14 protein-coding genes are annotated in these 13,860 nt (G+C 73.5%); 4 read left to right on the top strand and 10 right to left on the bottom strand.

The window, feature by feature from the left end:
• Positions 1-18: 18 nt before the first annotated feature.
• The 5 genes from lipB to lpdA all read right to left on the bottom strand — a co-directional run bounded on the left by lipB (position 19) and on the right by lpdA (position 5,579).
• Positions 19-762: a lipoyl(octanoyl) transferase LipB gene (gene lipB / locus ACIGNX_RS03935; RefSeq protein ID WP_396536051.1), complete on the bottom strand. Its 744-nt coding sequence runs from the start codon at positions 760-762 to the stop codon at positions 19-21.
• Positions 749-1,339, bottom strand: coding sequence for a phosphatase PAP2 family protein (locus ACIGNX_RS03930; protein ID WP_396536049.1), 591 nt, complete (start codon positions 1,337-1,339; stop codon positions 749-751). The genes lipB and ACIGNX_RS03930 overlap by 14 nt, the downstream gene beginning before the upstream one ends.
• Before the next feature lie 5 nt (positions 1,340-1,344).
• Positions 1,345-2,232, bottom strand: coding sequence for a TIGR01777 family oxidoreductase (locus tag ACIGNX_RS03925; RefSeq protein ID WP_396536047.1), 888 nt, complete (start codon positions 2,230-2,232; stop codon positions 1,345-1,347).
• 137 nt (positions 2,233-2,369) lie between these two features.
• Complete coding sequence (gene sucB / locus ACIGNX_RS03920) at positions 2,370-4,154, bottom strand: 2-oxoglutarate dehydrogenase, E2 component, dihydrolipoamide succinyltransferase (RefSeq protein ID WP_396536045.1); 1,785 nt, start codon at positions 4,152-4,154, stop codon at positions 2,370-2,372.
• Between the two features lie 54 nt (positions 4,155-4,208).
• Positions 4,209-5,579, bottom strand: a complete 1,371-nt coding sequence (gene lpdA / locus ACIGNX_RS03915) for a dihydrolipoyl dehydrogenase (RefSeq protein ID WP_396536043.1) — start codon at positions 5,577-5,579, stop codon at positions 4,209-4,211.
• Between the two features lie 176 nt (positions 5,580-5,755).
• Here lpdA and ACIGNX_RS03910 point away from each other — a divergent pair, with 176 nt between their 5' ends.
• Positions 5,756-6,073, top strand: coding sequence for an oxidoreductase (locus tag ACIGNX_RS03910; protein WP_396536041.1), 318 nt, complete (start codon positions 5,756-5,758; stop codon positions 6,071-6,073).
• 22 nt (positions 6,074-6,095) lie between these two features.
• Here ACIGNX_RS03910 and ACIGNX_RS03905 read toward each other — a convergent pair whose 3' ends face one another.
• The gene (locus ACIGNX_RS03905) at positions 6,096-6,668 is read right to left on the bottom strand and encodes a TetR/AcrR family transcriptional regulator (protein ID WP_396536039.1); all 573 of its coding nucleotides are present in this window, start codon (positions 6,666-6,668) and stop codon (positions 6,096-6,098) included.
• A 48-nt stretch (positions 6,669-6,716) separates the two neighbouring features.
• Here ACIGNX_RS03905 and ACIGNX_RS03900 point away from each other — a divergent pair, with 48 nt between their 5' ends.
• On the top strand, positions 6,717-7,325 hold the full coding sequence (locus ACIGNX_RS03900) for an NAD(P)-dependent oxidoreductase (RefSeq protein WP_396536037.1): 609 nt from the start codon (positions 6,717-6,719) through the stop codon (positions 7,323-7,325).
• Positions 7,326-7,366: 41 nt separating this feature from the next.
• Here the strand turns inward: ACIGNX_RS03900 and ACIGNX_RS03895 are convergent, their stop codons facing one another.
• Positions 7,367-8,863, bottom strand: a complete 1,497-nt coding sequence (locus tag ACIGNX_RS03895) for a leucyl aminopeptidase (RefSeq protein ID WP_396536035.1) — start codon at positions 8,861-8,863, stop codon at positions 7,367-7,369.
• Between the two features lie 195 nt (positions 8,864-9,058).
• Between ACIGNX_RS03895 and ACIGNX_RS03890 the strand changes: the two genes are divergently transcribed.
• Both ACIGNX_RS03890 and ACIGNX_RS03885 read left to right on the top strand, forming a co-directional pair.
• Complete coding sequence (locus ACIGNX_RS03890; protein ID WP_396536033.1) at positions 9,059-10,276, top strand: amino acid permease; 1,218 nt, start codon at positions 9,059-9,061, stop codon at positions 10,274-10,276.
• An 86-nt stretch (positions 10,277-10,362) separates the two neighbouring features.
• Positions 10,363-11,463 carry a branched-chain amino acid aminotransferase gene (locus ACIGNX_RS03885; RefSeq protein ID WP_396536031.1) on the top strand — a complete coding sequence of 367 codons (1,101 nt, stop codon included), beginning with the start codon at positions 10,363-10,365 and terminating at the stop codon, positions 11,461-11,463.
• A gap of 63 nt (positions 11,464-11,526) precedes the next feature.
• Here ACIGNX_RS03885 and ACIGNX_RS03880 read toward each other — a convergent pair whose 3' ends face one another.
• The 3 genes from ACIGNX_RS03880 to cobU are packed head-to-tail and all read right to left on the bottom strand — an operon-like array spanning position 11,527 to position 13,822.
• Entirely contained in the window at positions 11,527-12,231 is a 705-nt protein-coding gene (locus ACIGNX_RS03880) for an adenosylcobinamide-GDP ribazoletransferase (protein ID WP_396536029.1), read from the bottom strand.
• Positions 12,231-13,268 carry a nicotinate-nucleotide--dimethylbenzimidazole phosphoribosyltransferase gene (cobT, locus tag ACIGNX_RS03875; protein ID WP_396536028.1) on the bottom strand — a complete coding sequence of 346 codons (1,038 nt, stop codon included), beginning with the start codon at positions 13,266-13,268 and terminating at the stop codon, positions 12,231-12,233. Before cobT ends, ACIGNX_RS03880 begins: the two co-directional genes overlap by 1 nt.
• The gene (gene cobU, locus ACIGNX_RS03870) at positions 13,265-13,822 is read right to left on the bottom strand and encodes a bifunctional adenosylcobinamide kinase/adenosylcobinamide-phosphate guanylyltransferase (protein ID WP_396536026.1); all 558 of its coding nucleotides are present in this window, start codon (positions 13,820-13,822) and stop codon (positions 13,265-13,267) included. Before cobU ends, cobT begins: the two co-directional genes overlap by 4 nt.
• Positions 13,823-13,860: the final 38 nt, after the last annotated feature.

Raw genomic sequence — 13,860 nt, 5'->3', positions numbered from 1 at the left:
GAGGGGATCAGCCCGGTGTCAGCCCGTCCGCACCGCGAACGTCACGCCCGGGGCCACCGGCCGCGACCGCTCCAACGTCCGCTCCGTCACCGGCAGGTCGCCGTTCAACGCGTCGACCACGGCCCGCCGCGCCAGCGGCAGCACCTCGGCCACCGTCACGTCCCGGCCCAGCTCGTGCGACAGCGACGCCACGCCCGCGTCCCGGATGCCGCACGGGATGATGTCGCCGAACGCCGACAGGTCCGCATCGCAATTGATCTCGAAGCCGTGCATCGTCACACCCCGCTGCACGCGGATGCCGATCGCCGCGACCTTGCGCTCCACGCCCCTGTCGTCGGCCGGGACCCACACGCCGCTGCGCCCCTCGACCCGGCCCGTGACGACGCCGAGCTGGTCGCACACGTGGATCAGGGCCTGCTCCAGCCGCCGCACGTACTGCACGACGTCCATCGGCTCGGCCAGCCGCACGATCGGGTACCCCACCAGCTGCCCCGGGCCGTGCCAGGTGATCTTGCCGCCGCGGTCGACGTCGATGACCGGCACGTCGCCGCCCCGCGGCCGCTCCTCGGGCTCGGTGCGCCGCCCGCACGTGTAGACGGGCGGGTGCTCCAGCAGCAGCAACGTGTCGCCGGTCGCGCCGTCCGCGCGTGCCTCGGCGAGCTCCCGTTGCAGGTCCCACGCGGCCAGGTAGTCGATGGTGCCCAGCTCGCGCACCTCGACCGGGTCCGTCGAGGTGCGGCAGGAGAGGTCAGGACTGCTCACGCCTCGACACTACGCCCGCGGGCAGCAGCCGCAGGGCGCTGGAGACGAGCAGCCCGACCCCCACCACCCCGAGCACCGCGCCGACCGTGTCGGTGAACCAGTGCATCTCCAGCACCACGCGGCTGGCGGCCGTCAGCACCACCGCCGCGCAGGCCAGCACGACGGCCGACCGGAGGTGGCGCCGGCTCAACCACGCGCACAGCACCACCCCCGTGAACGCCACCGCCGTCACCGCCGTGACGTGCCCGCTCGGGTAGGCCCACTTCGCGAACTCGATCGGCCGCACCCGCTGGTAGAAGTACCGCGCGAACACCGTCGACCAGCACACCGCCAGCAGCACCGCACCCCGTGCCAGCAGCAGGTCCTTCGCCAGGAACGCCCGCAACGCCAACGAGGCCAGCGCGATCGTCGCCAGGCCGGGGCTGAGCACGAAGCTCACCGCGGTCGCCGCGCCCACGAACCCCGGGGCCAGCTCCACCGCGCCGTGCCGCAACCACTCGTCCACCCCGGGCGGCCGGTGGCGCACGGTGAGGCCCAGCACGACCGAGGCCAGCGCCAGCGCGACGCCGACCACCACGCGCGTCACCTCTCGACGGCGGCCGCCACGGCCCCACCGAGCGCCGGGTGCAGGAACCGGAACCCGTGCCGCTCGAGCACCCGCGGCACCGCCCGCTGACCGGCCAGCAGCCCTTCCTCGGCCATCTCGCCCAGCACCGCCTTCAACGCGAACGCCGGCGCGACCCACGGCGTGGGCCGGTGCAACGCCTGCCCGACCGTCCGGGTGAACTCCGCGTTCGTCACCGGGCTCGGGGCGGTCAGGTTGACGGCTCCGGAGACCTCGTCGTCCTCCACCAGGAACCGGATCGCCGCGACCGCGTCGTCCAACGAGATCCACGGCATGTACTGCCGCCCGTCGCCCAACCGCCCGCCGAGGAACAGCGCGAACAACGGCCGGATCTTCCCGAACAACCCGCCGGCCGGGCTGATCACCAACCCGGTGCGCATCCGCACCACCCGGGCCCGCCCCTCGGCGGCCGACGTCGCCGCCTCCCACCGCCGGCACAGCCCCGCCAGGAACCCGCTGCCCGCCGGGGCCTGTTCGTCCACCACGTCGTCACCGGTGTCGCCGTAGTAGCCGACGGCACTGGAGTTCACCAGCACGGGCACCCCGTGCTCCACGACCGCCGCCGCCAACACCTCCGTCGGCACCGTGCGGCTGTCCAACAACACCTGCTTGCGCGAATCGCTCCACCGCTTGTCCGCGACCCCCGCGCCGCAGAGGTTGACCACCGCGCCCACGCCGTCCAGCGCACCGGCGTCGATCCGCCCCGCCGGCGGGTCCCAGCCCCGCTCGTCGGGCGCGGCCGCCCGCCGCCGGACCAACCGCACGACCTCGTGCCCGGAACCGCGCAACGCGGCGACCACGCTGGTGCCGATCAACCCGGACGACCCCGCCACCACAACACGCATGGGGTGATCGTCTCGCAGCGGGGCACCGGTCGCACACCGGCGACCCGGTCCGCCGCACCCGCCGGACCCCGGACGCGCCGGAAGCCGCCCCCGATCCCGGGAGCGGCTTCCGGCGTACGGCCTCGCGGCCTAGGACCTCACAGGCCGAGGTCGGCCTCGAACGACCCCTCCTCCAACCGGTTCTTGACCGTGGTCAGGAACCGACCGGCGTCCGCGCCGTCGACCAGCCGGTGGTCGTAGGTCAGCGCGAGGTACGCCATGGAGCGGATGGCGATGGTGTCGTCGCCGTTCTCGTCCGTGATCACCACCGGGCGCTTCTTCACCACGCCGACGCCCAGGATGCCGACCTGCGGCTGCTGGATGATCGGGGTGTCGAACAGCGCGCCGTTGCTGCCCAGGTTCGTCAGCGAGAACGTGCCGCCGGTCAGCTCGTCGGGCGTGAGCTTGTTGGCCCGCGCCCGCGCCGCCAGGTCGCCGATCTTGTGCGACAGGCCGGCCAGGTTCAGGTCGCCCGCGTTCGCGATGACCGCGTTGAGCAGGCCGCGCTCGGTGTCGATCGCGATGCCCAGGTGCTCGGCACCGTGGTACACGACCTCCTTCTTCTCCTCGTCGATCGAGGCGTTGAGCACCGGGTGCTGCTTGAGCGCCTCGACCGCCGCCTTGGCGAAGAACGGCAGGAACGTCAGCTTCGTGCCCTCGCGCTGCTCGAACGCAGCCTTGGCGCGGTTGCGCAGGCGGGCGATCTTGGTGACGTCCACCTCGAACACCTGCGTGAGCTGCGCCGAGACCTGCAACGACTCGCGGGTGCGCTGGGCCACGATCTGCCGCAGCCGGGGCAGCTTCTGCACCGTGCCGCGCTTGCCGCTGGTGTCGGCCGGCGCGGACGCGACCCGCTGGGCCGGCGCGGACGCGGCGGCGGCGGGCTTCGGCGCCTCCTCCTGCTTCGGGGCCTTGGCGGCCTCGACGGCGGCGAGCACGTCCTGCTTGCGGATGCGGCCGCCGACGCCCGTGCCCTTGAGCGTGGACAGGTCGATGCCGTTCTCCGAGGCGAGCTTGCGCACCAGCGGCGTCACGTACGGCGCGCCGTTGGCGGACTCGTCGGACGGGGCCTCGTGCTTGGGCTCGGCCTTGGGGGCCTCCTGCTTCGGCTCCGGACGCGGCGCCTCCTGCTTCGGCGCCTCCTGCTCCGGCTCCTGCTGGGCCGGCTCCTGCTTGGGCTCGGGCTTCGGCGCTTCCGGGGTCGGAGCCGGCTTGGGCGCTTCCTGCGCCGCGGGCGAGCCGGAACCGATCACGGCGAGCTTCCCGCCGACCTCGACGGTCTCGTCCTCGCCGGCGGTGATCTCCAGCAGCGTGCCGGCGACCGGCGACGGGATCTCGGTGTCGACCTTGTCGGTGGACACCTCCAGCAGCGGCTCGTCCACCTCGACGGAGTCGCCGACGGCCTTGAGCCACCGGGTGACGGTGCCCTCGGTGACGCTCTCGCCCAGCGCGGGCATCGTCACCGGGGTGCCCTCGGCCGAACCCGACCCGGAGGACGACCCGGCGGACGACGGGGTGGCCTGCTCCGGCTCGGCCTCGGCCTCCGGCTCCGGCTGGGACTGCGGCTCGGGCTGCGCCTCCTCGGCCGGCGCGGTCGCGTCACCGGTGGTCGAGTCGGACGTGTCGGACGAGCCCCCGGAGTCGGAGCCGTCACCGATGACGGCGAGCTCCGCGCCGACCTCGACGGTCTCGTCCTCCTGGGCGACGATCTTCTGGAGCACGCCCGCGGCGGGCGACGGGATCTCGGTGTCGACCTTGTCGGTGGACACCTCGAGCAAGGGCTCGTCGACCTCGACGCGGTCACCCTCCTGCTTCAACCAGCGGGTGACCGTGCCCTCGGTGACGCTCTCGCCGAGTGCGGGCATTTGGACGGAGAAGGCCATCGTTCGCTGACTCCTCGTGCGTGGGTCGGGGATCGGCTGACTGGGGTGCGACGGTCAGCCGTGCACGTGCAGCGGCTTGCCGGCCAAGGCGAGGAAAGCCTCGCCGAGGGCTTCTGTCTGGGTCGGGTGGGCGTGGATCAGCGGAGCCACGTCCTCGGGGTACGCCTCCCAGCTGTAGATGAGCTGGGCCTCACCGATCAGCTCGCCGACCCGCTCGCCGACCATGGTGACACCGACCACCGGGCCGTCGGGCGCCTTCACGAGCTTGACGCCGCCGGCGGTCTTCAGGATCTGGCTCTTGCCGTTGCCCGCGAGGTCGTAGACGAACGTCTCGACCGAACCGTACTTCTCCTTGGCCGCGGCCTCGGTGAGGCCGACCGAGGCGACCTCGGGCTTGCAGTAGGTGACGCGCGGGATGCCCGCCTCGTCGATGACCTTCGGGTTCTGCCCGGCGATCTCCTCGGCGACGAAGATGCCCTGCTGGAAGCCGCGGTGCGCGAGCTGCAGGCCGCGCACGACGTCGCCGACGGCGTACACGCCGGGCAGGTTGGTGCGCAGCCGCTCGTCGGTGACGACGAAACCGCGCTCCAGCGCGACGCCGGCCTCCTCGTAGCCGTGGCCCGCGGTGTTCGGGCCGCGGCCGACGGCGACCAGCAGCAGGTCGGCCTCCAGCACGTCACCGGACTCCAGGGTGACCGACACGCCCGAGTCGCCCTGGGTGGCCCCGGTGAACTTCACGCCGGTCTTGAACTTGATGCCGCGCCGGCGGAACGCCCGCTCGAGCTGCTTGGACGCGTACTCGTCCTCGGCCGGGACCAGGCGGGGCAGCGCCTCGACGATGGTGACGTCCGCGCCGAAGGAGGCCCACACGCTGGCGAACTCGACGCCGATCACGCCGCCGCCGAGCACGACGACCTTCTCCGGGATGAAGTCGAGGTTCAGCGCCTGGTCGCTGGTGATGACCCGACCGCCGATCTCCAGGCCGGGCAGGCTGCGGGCGTACGAACCGGTCGCCAGCACGACGTTCTTGCCGGTGTAGCGCTGCCCGTCGACCTCGACGGCGTTCGGGCCGACGAACGTGCCCGCGCCCTCGACCAGGGTCACCTTGTTCGCCTTGACCAGGCCCTGGAGGCCCTTGTAGAGCCGGCCGACCACGCCGTCCTTGTAGGAGTTGACGCCCGCGATGTCGATGCCCTCCAGCGAGGACTTCACGCCGAACTGGTCACCCTCGCGGGCGTTGTCCGCGACCTCCGCCGCGTGCAGCAGCGCCTTGGTGGGGATGCAGCCGCGGTGCAGGCACGTGCCCCCCAGCTTGTCCTTCTCGACCAGGATGACGGACAGGCCGAGCTCGGCCGCGCGGAACGCGCAGGCGTAGCCGCCCGAGCCGCCACCGAGGATCACAAGGTCGGCGGAGGTGTCGGTCACGGAATCTCCCTGGAGAGCTTGATGCCTTACTCCGCGCGGGTGCGCGCGTGTGGTTGCCATCTTGTCACTACCGCGCGAACGGCCGCGACGCGGTGTCGGTCTCCGGGCGATTTGCCCCTGCCTTCACACCCGCGCCGGCACCATGGTCGGCAGAAGTCCTTGCAGGAGGTGGCCCGGTGGGGCTGTTCGACCGTTTTCGCAGGAAGAAGCGGCCTGGAGTGCTGCGACCGGCCACGTCGACGGACACCGGCCACCTGGAGCGGTGGGCCGCCGCGCGCCGGGGCGTGGAGGCGTACGTCGAGCCGAAGACGACCGTGACGGAGACCACGGTGGTGCTGGTCGCGCACGACGGCGAGTGGACCCGTCGCCGCATCGACGGCACGGAGGGCGCGAAGCGGCTGGCCAAGAAGCTGGAGATCCCGATCTACGACGCGGGGATCGTGGGCTACCCGAAGCGGATGCGCGAGTACTCGCGGCGCAAGAACCAGGGCTGAGGCGTCCCGGCGGGCTCGTCGGTCAGGTCTGCCCCAGCCCGGCCCACAACGTGCCGACCAGCGCTTCCGGGTCCGCGGGCCGGTCGGAGAAGAACCCCAGGAACACCTGGTAGTGGCACGCGCCCAGCAGCAGGTCCGCCGCCGCGCCCGGGTCCAGCCCCGCAGGCAGCCGCCCCAGCTCCCGTTCCGCCGCCAGGTACCGGGCGAGCGTCAGCGGCACGGTCGCGGGGCCGACCCCGTGCGCTCGCAGCGCCTCCCGGTGCGCGGCCAGCAACGCCGGTTCCGAGAAGATCGACGCGGCGATCGGGAACGTCTCGACGTAGAACGCGACCGCGGCCCGCGCGATGTCGGCCAACGTCTCCCGCACGTCACCGCGCCCGGCCTCCAGTGACGCCAGCAGCCCGGCGAGGTCGCTCGGCGCGCGTTCCCTGAGCACCGCCAGGAACAGCTCCGTCTTGTCCGCGAAGTGCTTGTACAGCGCCGCTTCCGAGAAGCCCGCCGCCTTGGCGATCTCCTTCGTCGTCGCCCGGGCGAGCCCCTTGGTGCGCATGACGTGGGCCGCCGCGTCGAGCATGCGGTCGCGTGTGGTCGTCATGGGGCTACCCTAGTGGTTAGTGAGCACTCACCAACCTGGGAGACCGGCATGAGGATCACCGTTCTGGGTGCCAGCGGGGGCACGGGGACGAAGATCGTGGAGCTGGCGCGCGAGGCGGGCCACGAGGTCACCGCCGTCGTGCGCACGCCGAACGGGCGCGACGCGGTGGCGGACGTGATGGACCCCGGGTCGCTCGGCCCGCACGTCGCCGGTGCGGACGCCGTCGTGTCGGCGATCGGTTCGCGGTCGATCCGGCGGCCCACGTCCGTGCAGACCGACAGCACCGACGCCCTGGTCCGGGCGATGCGGGCGCGGGGCGCGTCCCGGCTGCTCGTGGTCAGCAACAGCGGCATGGTGACCGAGGGTGACGACGCCCTCACCCGCTACCTCGTCAAGCCGGTGGTGCGGCAGGTGCTCAAGCACCCGTGGGCCGACATGGCGCGGATGGAGGGCGTGGTGCGCGCGAGCGGTCTGGAGTGGACGATCCTGCGCCCGCCGCGGCTCACGGACGGGCCGCGCACGGACGCCTACCGCACGGCGGTGGGCGTCAACGTGCGGGGCGGGGTGCGGGTGTCGCGCGCCGACCTGGCGGCGCTGGTCCTGCGCTGCCTGGCCGACCCGGGGACCGTGCGGCAGGTGATCAGCATCGCGGACTGACCGGGGCGCGGGCGGGCGCGCCCCGGTCGGTCCGCCCGGGGTCAGCCCTTCGCCGCGATGTCCGCGAGCACCGCCGCCAGGGTGCGCACCGGGACGCCGGTGCCGCCCTTGGTCGTGTACCCGTACGGCCCGCCGGTGTGGAACGACGGCCCGGCCACGTCGATGTGCGCCCAGGCCACGCCCTCGGCCACGAACTCGCGCAGGAACACGCCCGCGGCGAGCATCCCGCCGAACCGGTGCCCGGCCACGTTCGCGATGTCGGCCACCTTCGAGTCCAGGTCGCCGCGCAGCTCGTCCGGCAGCGGCATGGCCCACGCCTGCTCGCCCACCGCGCGCCCGAGCGAGGCCACCCGGTCGCGGAAGTCCTCGGTGCCCATGACGCCGGCGGTCCGCTTGCCCAGCGCCACGACCTGCGCGCCGGTCAGCGTGGACGTCTCGATCATGTAGTCGGGGGCGTCCTCGCAGGCGCGCACGATCGCATCGGACAGGATCAGCCTGCCCTCGGCGTCGGTGTTGAGCACCTCGACGGTCTTGCCGCCGTACATGGTGAGCACGTCGCCGGGCCGGTAGGCGGTGCCCGAGGGCATGTTCTCCGCCATCGGGGCCCACGCGGTGACCTCCAGCGGGAACTTCAGCTTCGCGGCCAGCACGACGGTGGCGATCACGGCCGCCGCGCCGCCCATGTCCGAGGTCATCTCGTCCATGCCCGCGGCCGGCTTGATGGAGATGCCGCCGGTGTCGAAGGTGATGCCCTTGCCCACCAGCGCGACCTTCTTGCCCGCCTTCGGGCCGCGGTAGGTGATGCGCACCAGGCGCGGGGGCCGGCTGGAGCCGCCGCCGACGCCGAGGATGCCGCCGAAGCCCTGCTTGCGCAGCGCCTTCTCGTCCAGCACCTCGACCTCCAGGCCCTCGGCCTTGGCCAGTGCGGCGGCGCGCTCGGCGAACGAGGCCGGGAACAGGTCGTTCGGCGGGGTGTTCACGAGGTCGCGGGTCGCGGTGACGGCCTCGGCGATCGCGGTGGACGCCTTCAGCGTCGCCCGGTGCGCCCGGACGTTGCCCTCGGCGGGCGCGACGAGGTCGACGCGCGCGACCGGGCCGTCGCCCTTGTTCGACTTGTAGGCGGTGAACGCGTAGGCACCCATCAGGGTGCCCTCGGCGGCCGGGCCGAGGTGCAGCGCGGACAGCGTGGTGACGGCCCGCTTGCGGCCGGACAGGGCACGGGCGGCGGCTCCGGACGCGCGGCGCACCTGCTCCTCGGTGACCGAGCCGTCGGCGGCGGGCTTGCCCAGGCCGACGGCGACCACGACGCGGGCGGCGAGCTTGCCGAGCGAGGGCACGGTGACCACCTCGTCGGCCTTGCCGCTCGCGCCGACGGCGTCGAGCACGTCCAGCAGCGCGCCGTCGAACGCGGCGTTCACGGCCTCGGACCCGGCGGCGAGGGCCAGGCCGTCCGGTCCCTGGAGTGTGCCCACCACCACGGCGTCGGCGGTGGTGCTGCTCGGGTCACTGTCGGTGATGGCCAGTTTCGGCGCGGTCACTGCGGCTCCTTGACGGGGTCCTCCCGGCGCTTCCTGGTCGTGCGGCGGGATGGGGGTGGATCGTGACGAATGCTAAAGGTCTCGTTCACACCCATGCCCGTCGCACCTTCGATAGCAATGAGTAACAATTAACACGAATGGCCGTCGACTGGGCGGGCGTTAGCGGTCACTCGGTTGATCTGGGACTGTGTACCGGTGACAATCACGCCCCGTGCCGGGGCCGTGGCGCTCGCACTCGGCGCGACGCTGGGGGCCGGTGTCTTCGCCGGCTTCGCCCCCGCCGCCGCCCTGGCGGGCCCCTGGTTCCTCCCCGGTCTGGTCTTGGCCGCGGTGGCCGCGCTGTGCAGCGCGTTCTCGACCGCGGACCAGCACCGCGCCTACCCCGACGCCCCCGGCGGGTACGCCTACATCCGCAACCAGCTCGGGCCGTGGCCCGCGCGCATCGGCGCGAGCGCCCACCTGGTCGGCAGGGCGGGCATGGCCGCCGCGCTGGCCGGGGTGTTCGGTGCGTACGTCGTCCCGGAGCACCGGGTGCTCGCCGCGGTCGGGTTGATCGCGGTGACGGCGGCGCTGGGCGCGGCCGGGGTGCGGTGGAGCGTCGGGCTCAGCGTGGCCGCGGTGGTCGTGGTGCTCGCGGTGCTCGTGCTGGTGGCGCTGGTGTGCTTCTCCGTGGCACCGCCGGAGAACCCCCCGGTGGTGGGGGAGGAGCCCGGGTTCGACGGGCTCATGGGCGCGGCGCTGCTGATGTTCGCGGCGTTCGTCGGCTTCGAGCGGGTCACCGCGCCGCGAGCCGGTGACCCGGTGTTCCCGGCGCGGGTGCTGCACTTCGCGGTGCCCGTGGTGGTCGGCGTGGTGCTGCTGGTCACCACCGCGGTGGGCGCGGGCGTGCTGCGGCAGCTCGGGGCGGCGCGGCTGGCCCTGTCGCCCGCGCCGCTGCGGGACGCGCTGGTCGTGGCCGACGGGCGGTGGCTGCTGCCGGTGCTGGCGGTCGGCGCGGCCGTGGCGGCGGTGTCGTCGCTGTTCTTCGTGCTGGCGTCGGCGCGGCGGACGCTCGTCGGGATGACGGAGACGGGTGACCTGCCGGCGATCCGGGCGGCGTGGCCGCTGGAGGTCGTCGGCGCGGCGCTGGCGGTCGGCGCGGTGGTGGTGCTGCCGCCGTCGACGGCGTTGGCGGTCGGCGCGTGCGGCACGGCGTTCTACTACGGCTTCACGAACGCCTCGGCGCGGGTGCTGTTGCAGGAGGACCGCACGTGGCCCATGCGGACGGCGTGCCTGGGGCTCGGGGTGTCGGTGCTGCTCGCGATGAGCGCGCCCGCGTCGGCGTTGGTGATCACCGGGGCGGGGCTCGCGGTCGGTACCGGGTTGCTCGCGCTGGGTCGCGTCCGGACCCGCCGGGGGGCGGGCGTGCGGTGAGCGCCGCGGCCCCCGTTCGGATGGTCGGATGTCCGAGCGTCGGGACGGCGATTTTCTGACGTCCCACCGGCGGCTATCGTGCTGCCATGACGACCGCGTTGCCTTTCACCCGGACCCCCAACCCGCAGCCGGCGACCCCGGAGCGCGTTGCGGAGGTACTCGCCAAGCCGGGCTTCGGGCAGCACTTCACCGACCACATGGTGACGATCCGCTGGAACCAGGAGCAGGGCTGGCACGACGCCGTCGTCGAGCCCTACCACTCGCTGGAGCTGGACCCGGCGGCCATGGTGCTGCACTACGGCCAGGCGATCTTCGAAGGGCTCAAGGCTTACCGCCGGCCCGACGGTTCGATCGCGTCCTTCCGCCCCGAGGCGAACGCCGAGCGCTTCCGCGCGTCGGCCCGCCGGATGGCGATGCCCGAACTGCCCGACGAGCTGTTCCTCGGTTCGATCCGGGAGCTGCTGGCGGTCGACGAGCGCTGGGTGCCGTCGATCCCCGAGGAGTCGCTGTACCTGCGGCCCTACCTCATCTCGACCGAGAAGGGGCTGGGCGTGCGGCCGGCGAAGGAGTACCTGTACGTGCTCATCGCCTCGCCCGCCGGGTCGTACTTCGCGGGCGGGTTGCGGCCGGTGACGGTGTGGCTGTCGACCGAGTACGTGCGGGCCGCGCCGGGCGGCACGGGCGCGGCCAAGTTCGCCGGCAACTACGCGGCGTCGCTGGTGGCGCAGGCGCAGGCCGCCGAGCAGGGCTGCGACCAGGTCGTCTGGCTGGACGCCGTGGAGCGGCGGTGGGTCGAGGAGATGGGCGGGATGAACCTGTTCTTCGTCCTCGGCTCGGGTGACGACGCGCGGGTCGTGACGCCGGAGCTGTCCGGTGCGCTGCTGCCCGGGATCACCCGCGACTCGCTGCTGCGGTTGGCCGCCGACTTCGGGTACGGGGTCGAGGAGCGGCGGATCTCCACCGAGGAGTGGGAGAAGAAGGCGGAGTCCGGTGAGCTGACCGAGGTGTTCGCCTGCGGCACGGCGGCGGTCATCACGCCGGTCGGGCACGTGAAGCACGCCGAAGGCGAGTTCTCGATCTCGGGTGGGCGGACCGGGGACGTGACGATGAGGTTGCGCAACCACCTGACCGGCATCCAGCAGGGGTTGGTCGAGGATTCGCACGGCTGGATGACGCGGCTCGACTGATCGTCGGGTCGGGTTCGGCCAGGACGGGTCCGGCTCGGGGTCGCGTCGAGCCGGACTGGCCGGTCACAGCGCGTTGACGGCCAGGACGGCGAGGGTCGCCGTCTCGCAGGCCGCGCCCAGGACGTCGCCGGTGATCCCGCCGAACCGCTTCGTCGTGTGGCGGATCAGCAGGAGGACCAGGGCGGCGGCGGCGACGGTGCTCGCCGGTCCCAGCCAGGGGTGGACGAAGAAGGCGGCCCCGGTGAGGGCCGCCCACCAGGCGACGGCCGTCCACAGTGGTTGGGTGCCGGCAACGAGGGCTCCCAGGCCCTCCGGGCGGGCGGCGGGGACACCCCTCAGGCAGCAGAGGACGAACGCGGCCCGGCCGGTGGTCAGGGCCAGGAGGACGGTCCGCCAGTCGACCGCCGGCAGGGCGGCGGCTTCCGCGCCCAGCACGACGATCAGCGCCACGACGGCGAAGGGGCCGGCTCCGCCGTCCTTCATGACGGCCAGGGCGCGTTCCGGCGGGCCGTAGCAGCCCAGCCCGTCGGCGGTGTCGGCGAGGCCGTCCAGGTGCATCCCCCGGGTGGCCAGGGCGAGGAAGCCGACGACCAGGAAGCCCTTGAGCAGGTCGGGCAGCGGCAGTCGGAGCAGGGCGGCGGCGGCTGCTCCGAGCAGGAGGCCGACGAACGGGGCGAAGGCGATGGCCCTCCCGGCCGCCCTGGCGTCGACTTCTGCCGAGCCGACGCGGAGGGGCAGGACGGTCAGCCAGGACAGCGCCAGGCGCATCAGGCCGGTCCGGAGACGCCCGCGCTGTCGAAGGTCGCCATCTCGGCCAGGATGCGCGTCGCCATCACCACCAGCGGGAGCGCGGCCACCGCGCCGGAGCCCTCGCCCAGGCGCATGCCGAACTCCAGCAGCGGTTCCAGGCTCAGGTGGCCCAGGGCCAGGGTGTGCGCCGGCTCGGCGGAGCGGTGGCCCGCGACCCACCAGTCCCGGGCGCCGGGTGCCAGTTCCTCGGCGACGACGGCGGCCGCGCCGACCACCACGCCGTCGAGGATGACGGGGGTCTTGCGGACCGCGGCCTGGGCCAGGAAGCCGGCCATGGCGGCGAGGTCCGCGCCCGACGCCGTGGCCAGCAGCGCGACCGGGTCGTTGATGACCGGGCGGGCGCGGCGGAGGGCGTCGCGGATGGCGGCGGTCTTGCGCATCCAGCCCTGGTCGTCCACGCCCGTCCCGCGGCCGACCACGGCGACCGGCTCGGAGCCGGTGAGGGCCGCGATCAGGACGGCGGCGGGGGTGGTGTTGCCGATGCCCATGTCGCCCGCGATGAGCAGGTCCGCGCCGCCGTCGACCTCGTCGTCCACGAGCTTGCGGCCCGTTTCGACGGCCCGTTCGGCCTCTTCGCGGGTGAGGGCGTCCTCGCGGTCGATGGAGCCCGAGCCCCGGCGGACCTTCAGGTCGCCCACGGCGGTGTCGGAGTCGACCGAGAGGTCCACCACGCGGACCGTCGCGCCGGACACGTTCGCCAGGACGTTGACGGCCGCGCCGCCGGCCAGGAAGTTCGCGACCATCTGGCCCGTCACCTCGGGCGGGTAGGCCGAGACGCCGTGCTTGGCCACGCCGTGGTCGCCCGCGAAGACCACCACGCGGGGCCGGGTGAACGGCCGGGGCGGGCACTCGCCCTGGCAGGCCGCCACCCACGCGCCGAGCTCCTCCAGCCTGCCCAGCGAGCCCACGGGCTTGGTGAGCACGGCGTGCCGGGCCAGCGCCTCGGTGCGCACGTGCTCGCTCGGCGGCTCGACGGACGGGAACTCGATGGTCACCGACTACCTCCGGGTTCGCGCAGTCGCAGTGGGATTCCGGCGACGACCAGCAGCACCTCGTCGCAGACCTCGGCCAGCCGCGCGTTGAGCGAGCCGAGGTGATCGCGGAAGAGCCTGCCAGAGTGGGTGCCGGGCACGACGCCCAGCCCGACCTCCGCAGAGACCAGGACCAACCGGGCGCGCGTGCCGGCGACCGCTCGGACCAGCGCGGCGCACTCCTCCTCCACCTGGACGATGCCGTGGCCCTCCCACGCCCCGGCGTCGTCCAGCACGCCGTTGAGCCAGGTGGCGATGTCGTCGACCAGGATCGGCGGGTCGACCTCGCTGGTGGCCGTGAGCAGGGCGATCAGGTCGCCGGGCGCGGGTGCCTCGACCGTGGTCCAGGTGGTGGGGCGGCGGGCGACGTGCCGGGCGATGCGCAGTTCCCAGTCGGCGTCGTCGGGGTAGCGGCGCGCGGTGGCGACGTAGGTGACGACGTCCTCGGCGAGCAGGCCCTCGGCGTGCGCGGACTTGCCCGAACGCGCCCCGCCCAACACCAGTGTCCGACGCGTCACACCGCACCCCAACCGTTCCGAGAGGACATAGCCTGACC

The organism is Actinosynnema sp. NPDC053489, from assembly GCF_044544865.1.
In the GTDB taxonomy this organism is placed as follows: Bacteria; Actinomycetota; Actinomycetes; order Mycobacteriales; family Pseudonocardiaceae; genus Actinosynnema.
The sequence above is the reverse complement of the archived record's forward strand: the minus strand, read 5'-3'. Positions and strand labels throughout refer to the sequence as shown.

Bases quoted from the DNA above. Each gene is read 5' to 3' on its own strand.
- ACIGNX_RS03885 (WP_396536031.1), top strand. From the start codon at position 10,363: ATGACGACCGCGTTGCCTTTCACCCGGACCCCCAACCCGCAGCCGGCG.
- ACIGNX_RS03905 (WP_396536039.1), bottom strand. From the start codon at position 6,668: ATGACGACCACACGCGACCGCATGCTCGACGCGGCGGCCCACGTCATG.
- ACIGNX_RS03925 (WP_396536047.1), bottom strand. From the start codon at position 2,232: ATGCGTGTTGTGGTGGCGGGGTCGTCCGGGTTGATCGGCACCAGCGTG.
- sucB (WP_396536045.1), bottom strand. From the start codon at position 4,154: ATGGCCTTCTCCGTCCAAATGCCCGCACTCGGCGAGAGCGTCACCGAG.
- ACIGNX_RS03900 (WP_396536037.1), top strand. From the start codon at position 6,717: ATGAGGATCACCGTTCTGGGTGCCAGCGGGGGCACGGGGACGAAGATC.
- ACIGNX_RS03880 (WP_396536029.1), bottom strand. From the start codon at position 12,231: ATGCGCCTGGCGCTGTCCTGGCTGACCGTCCTGCCCCTCCGCGTCGGC.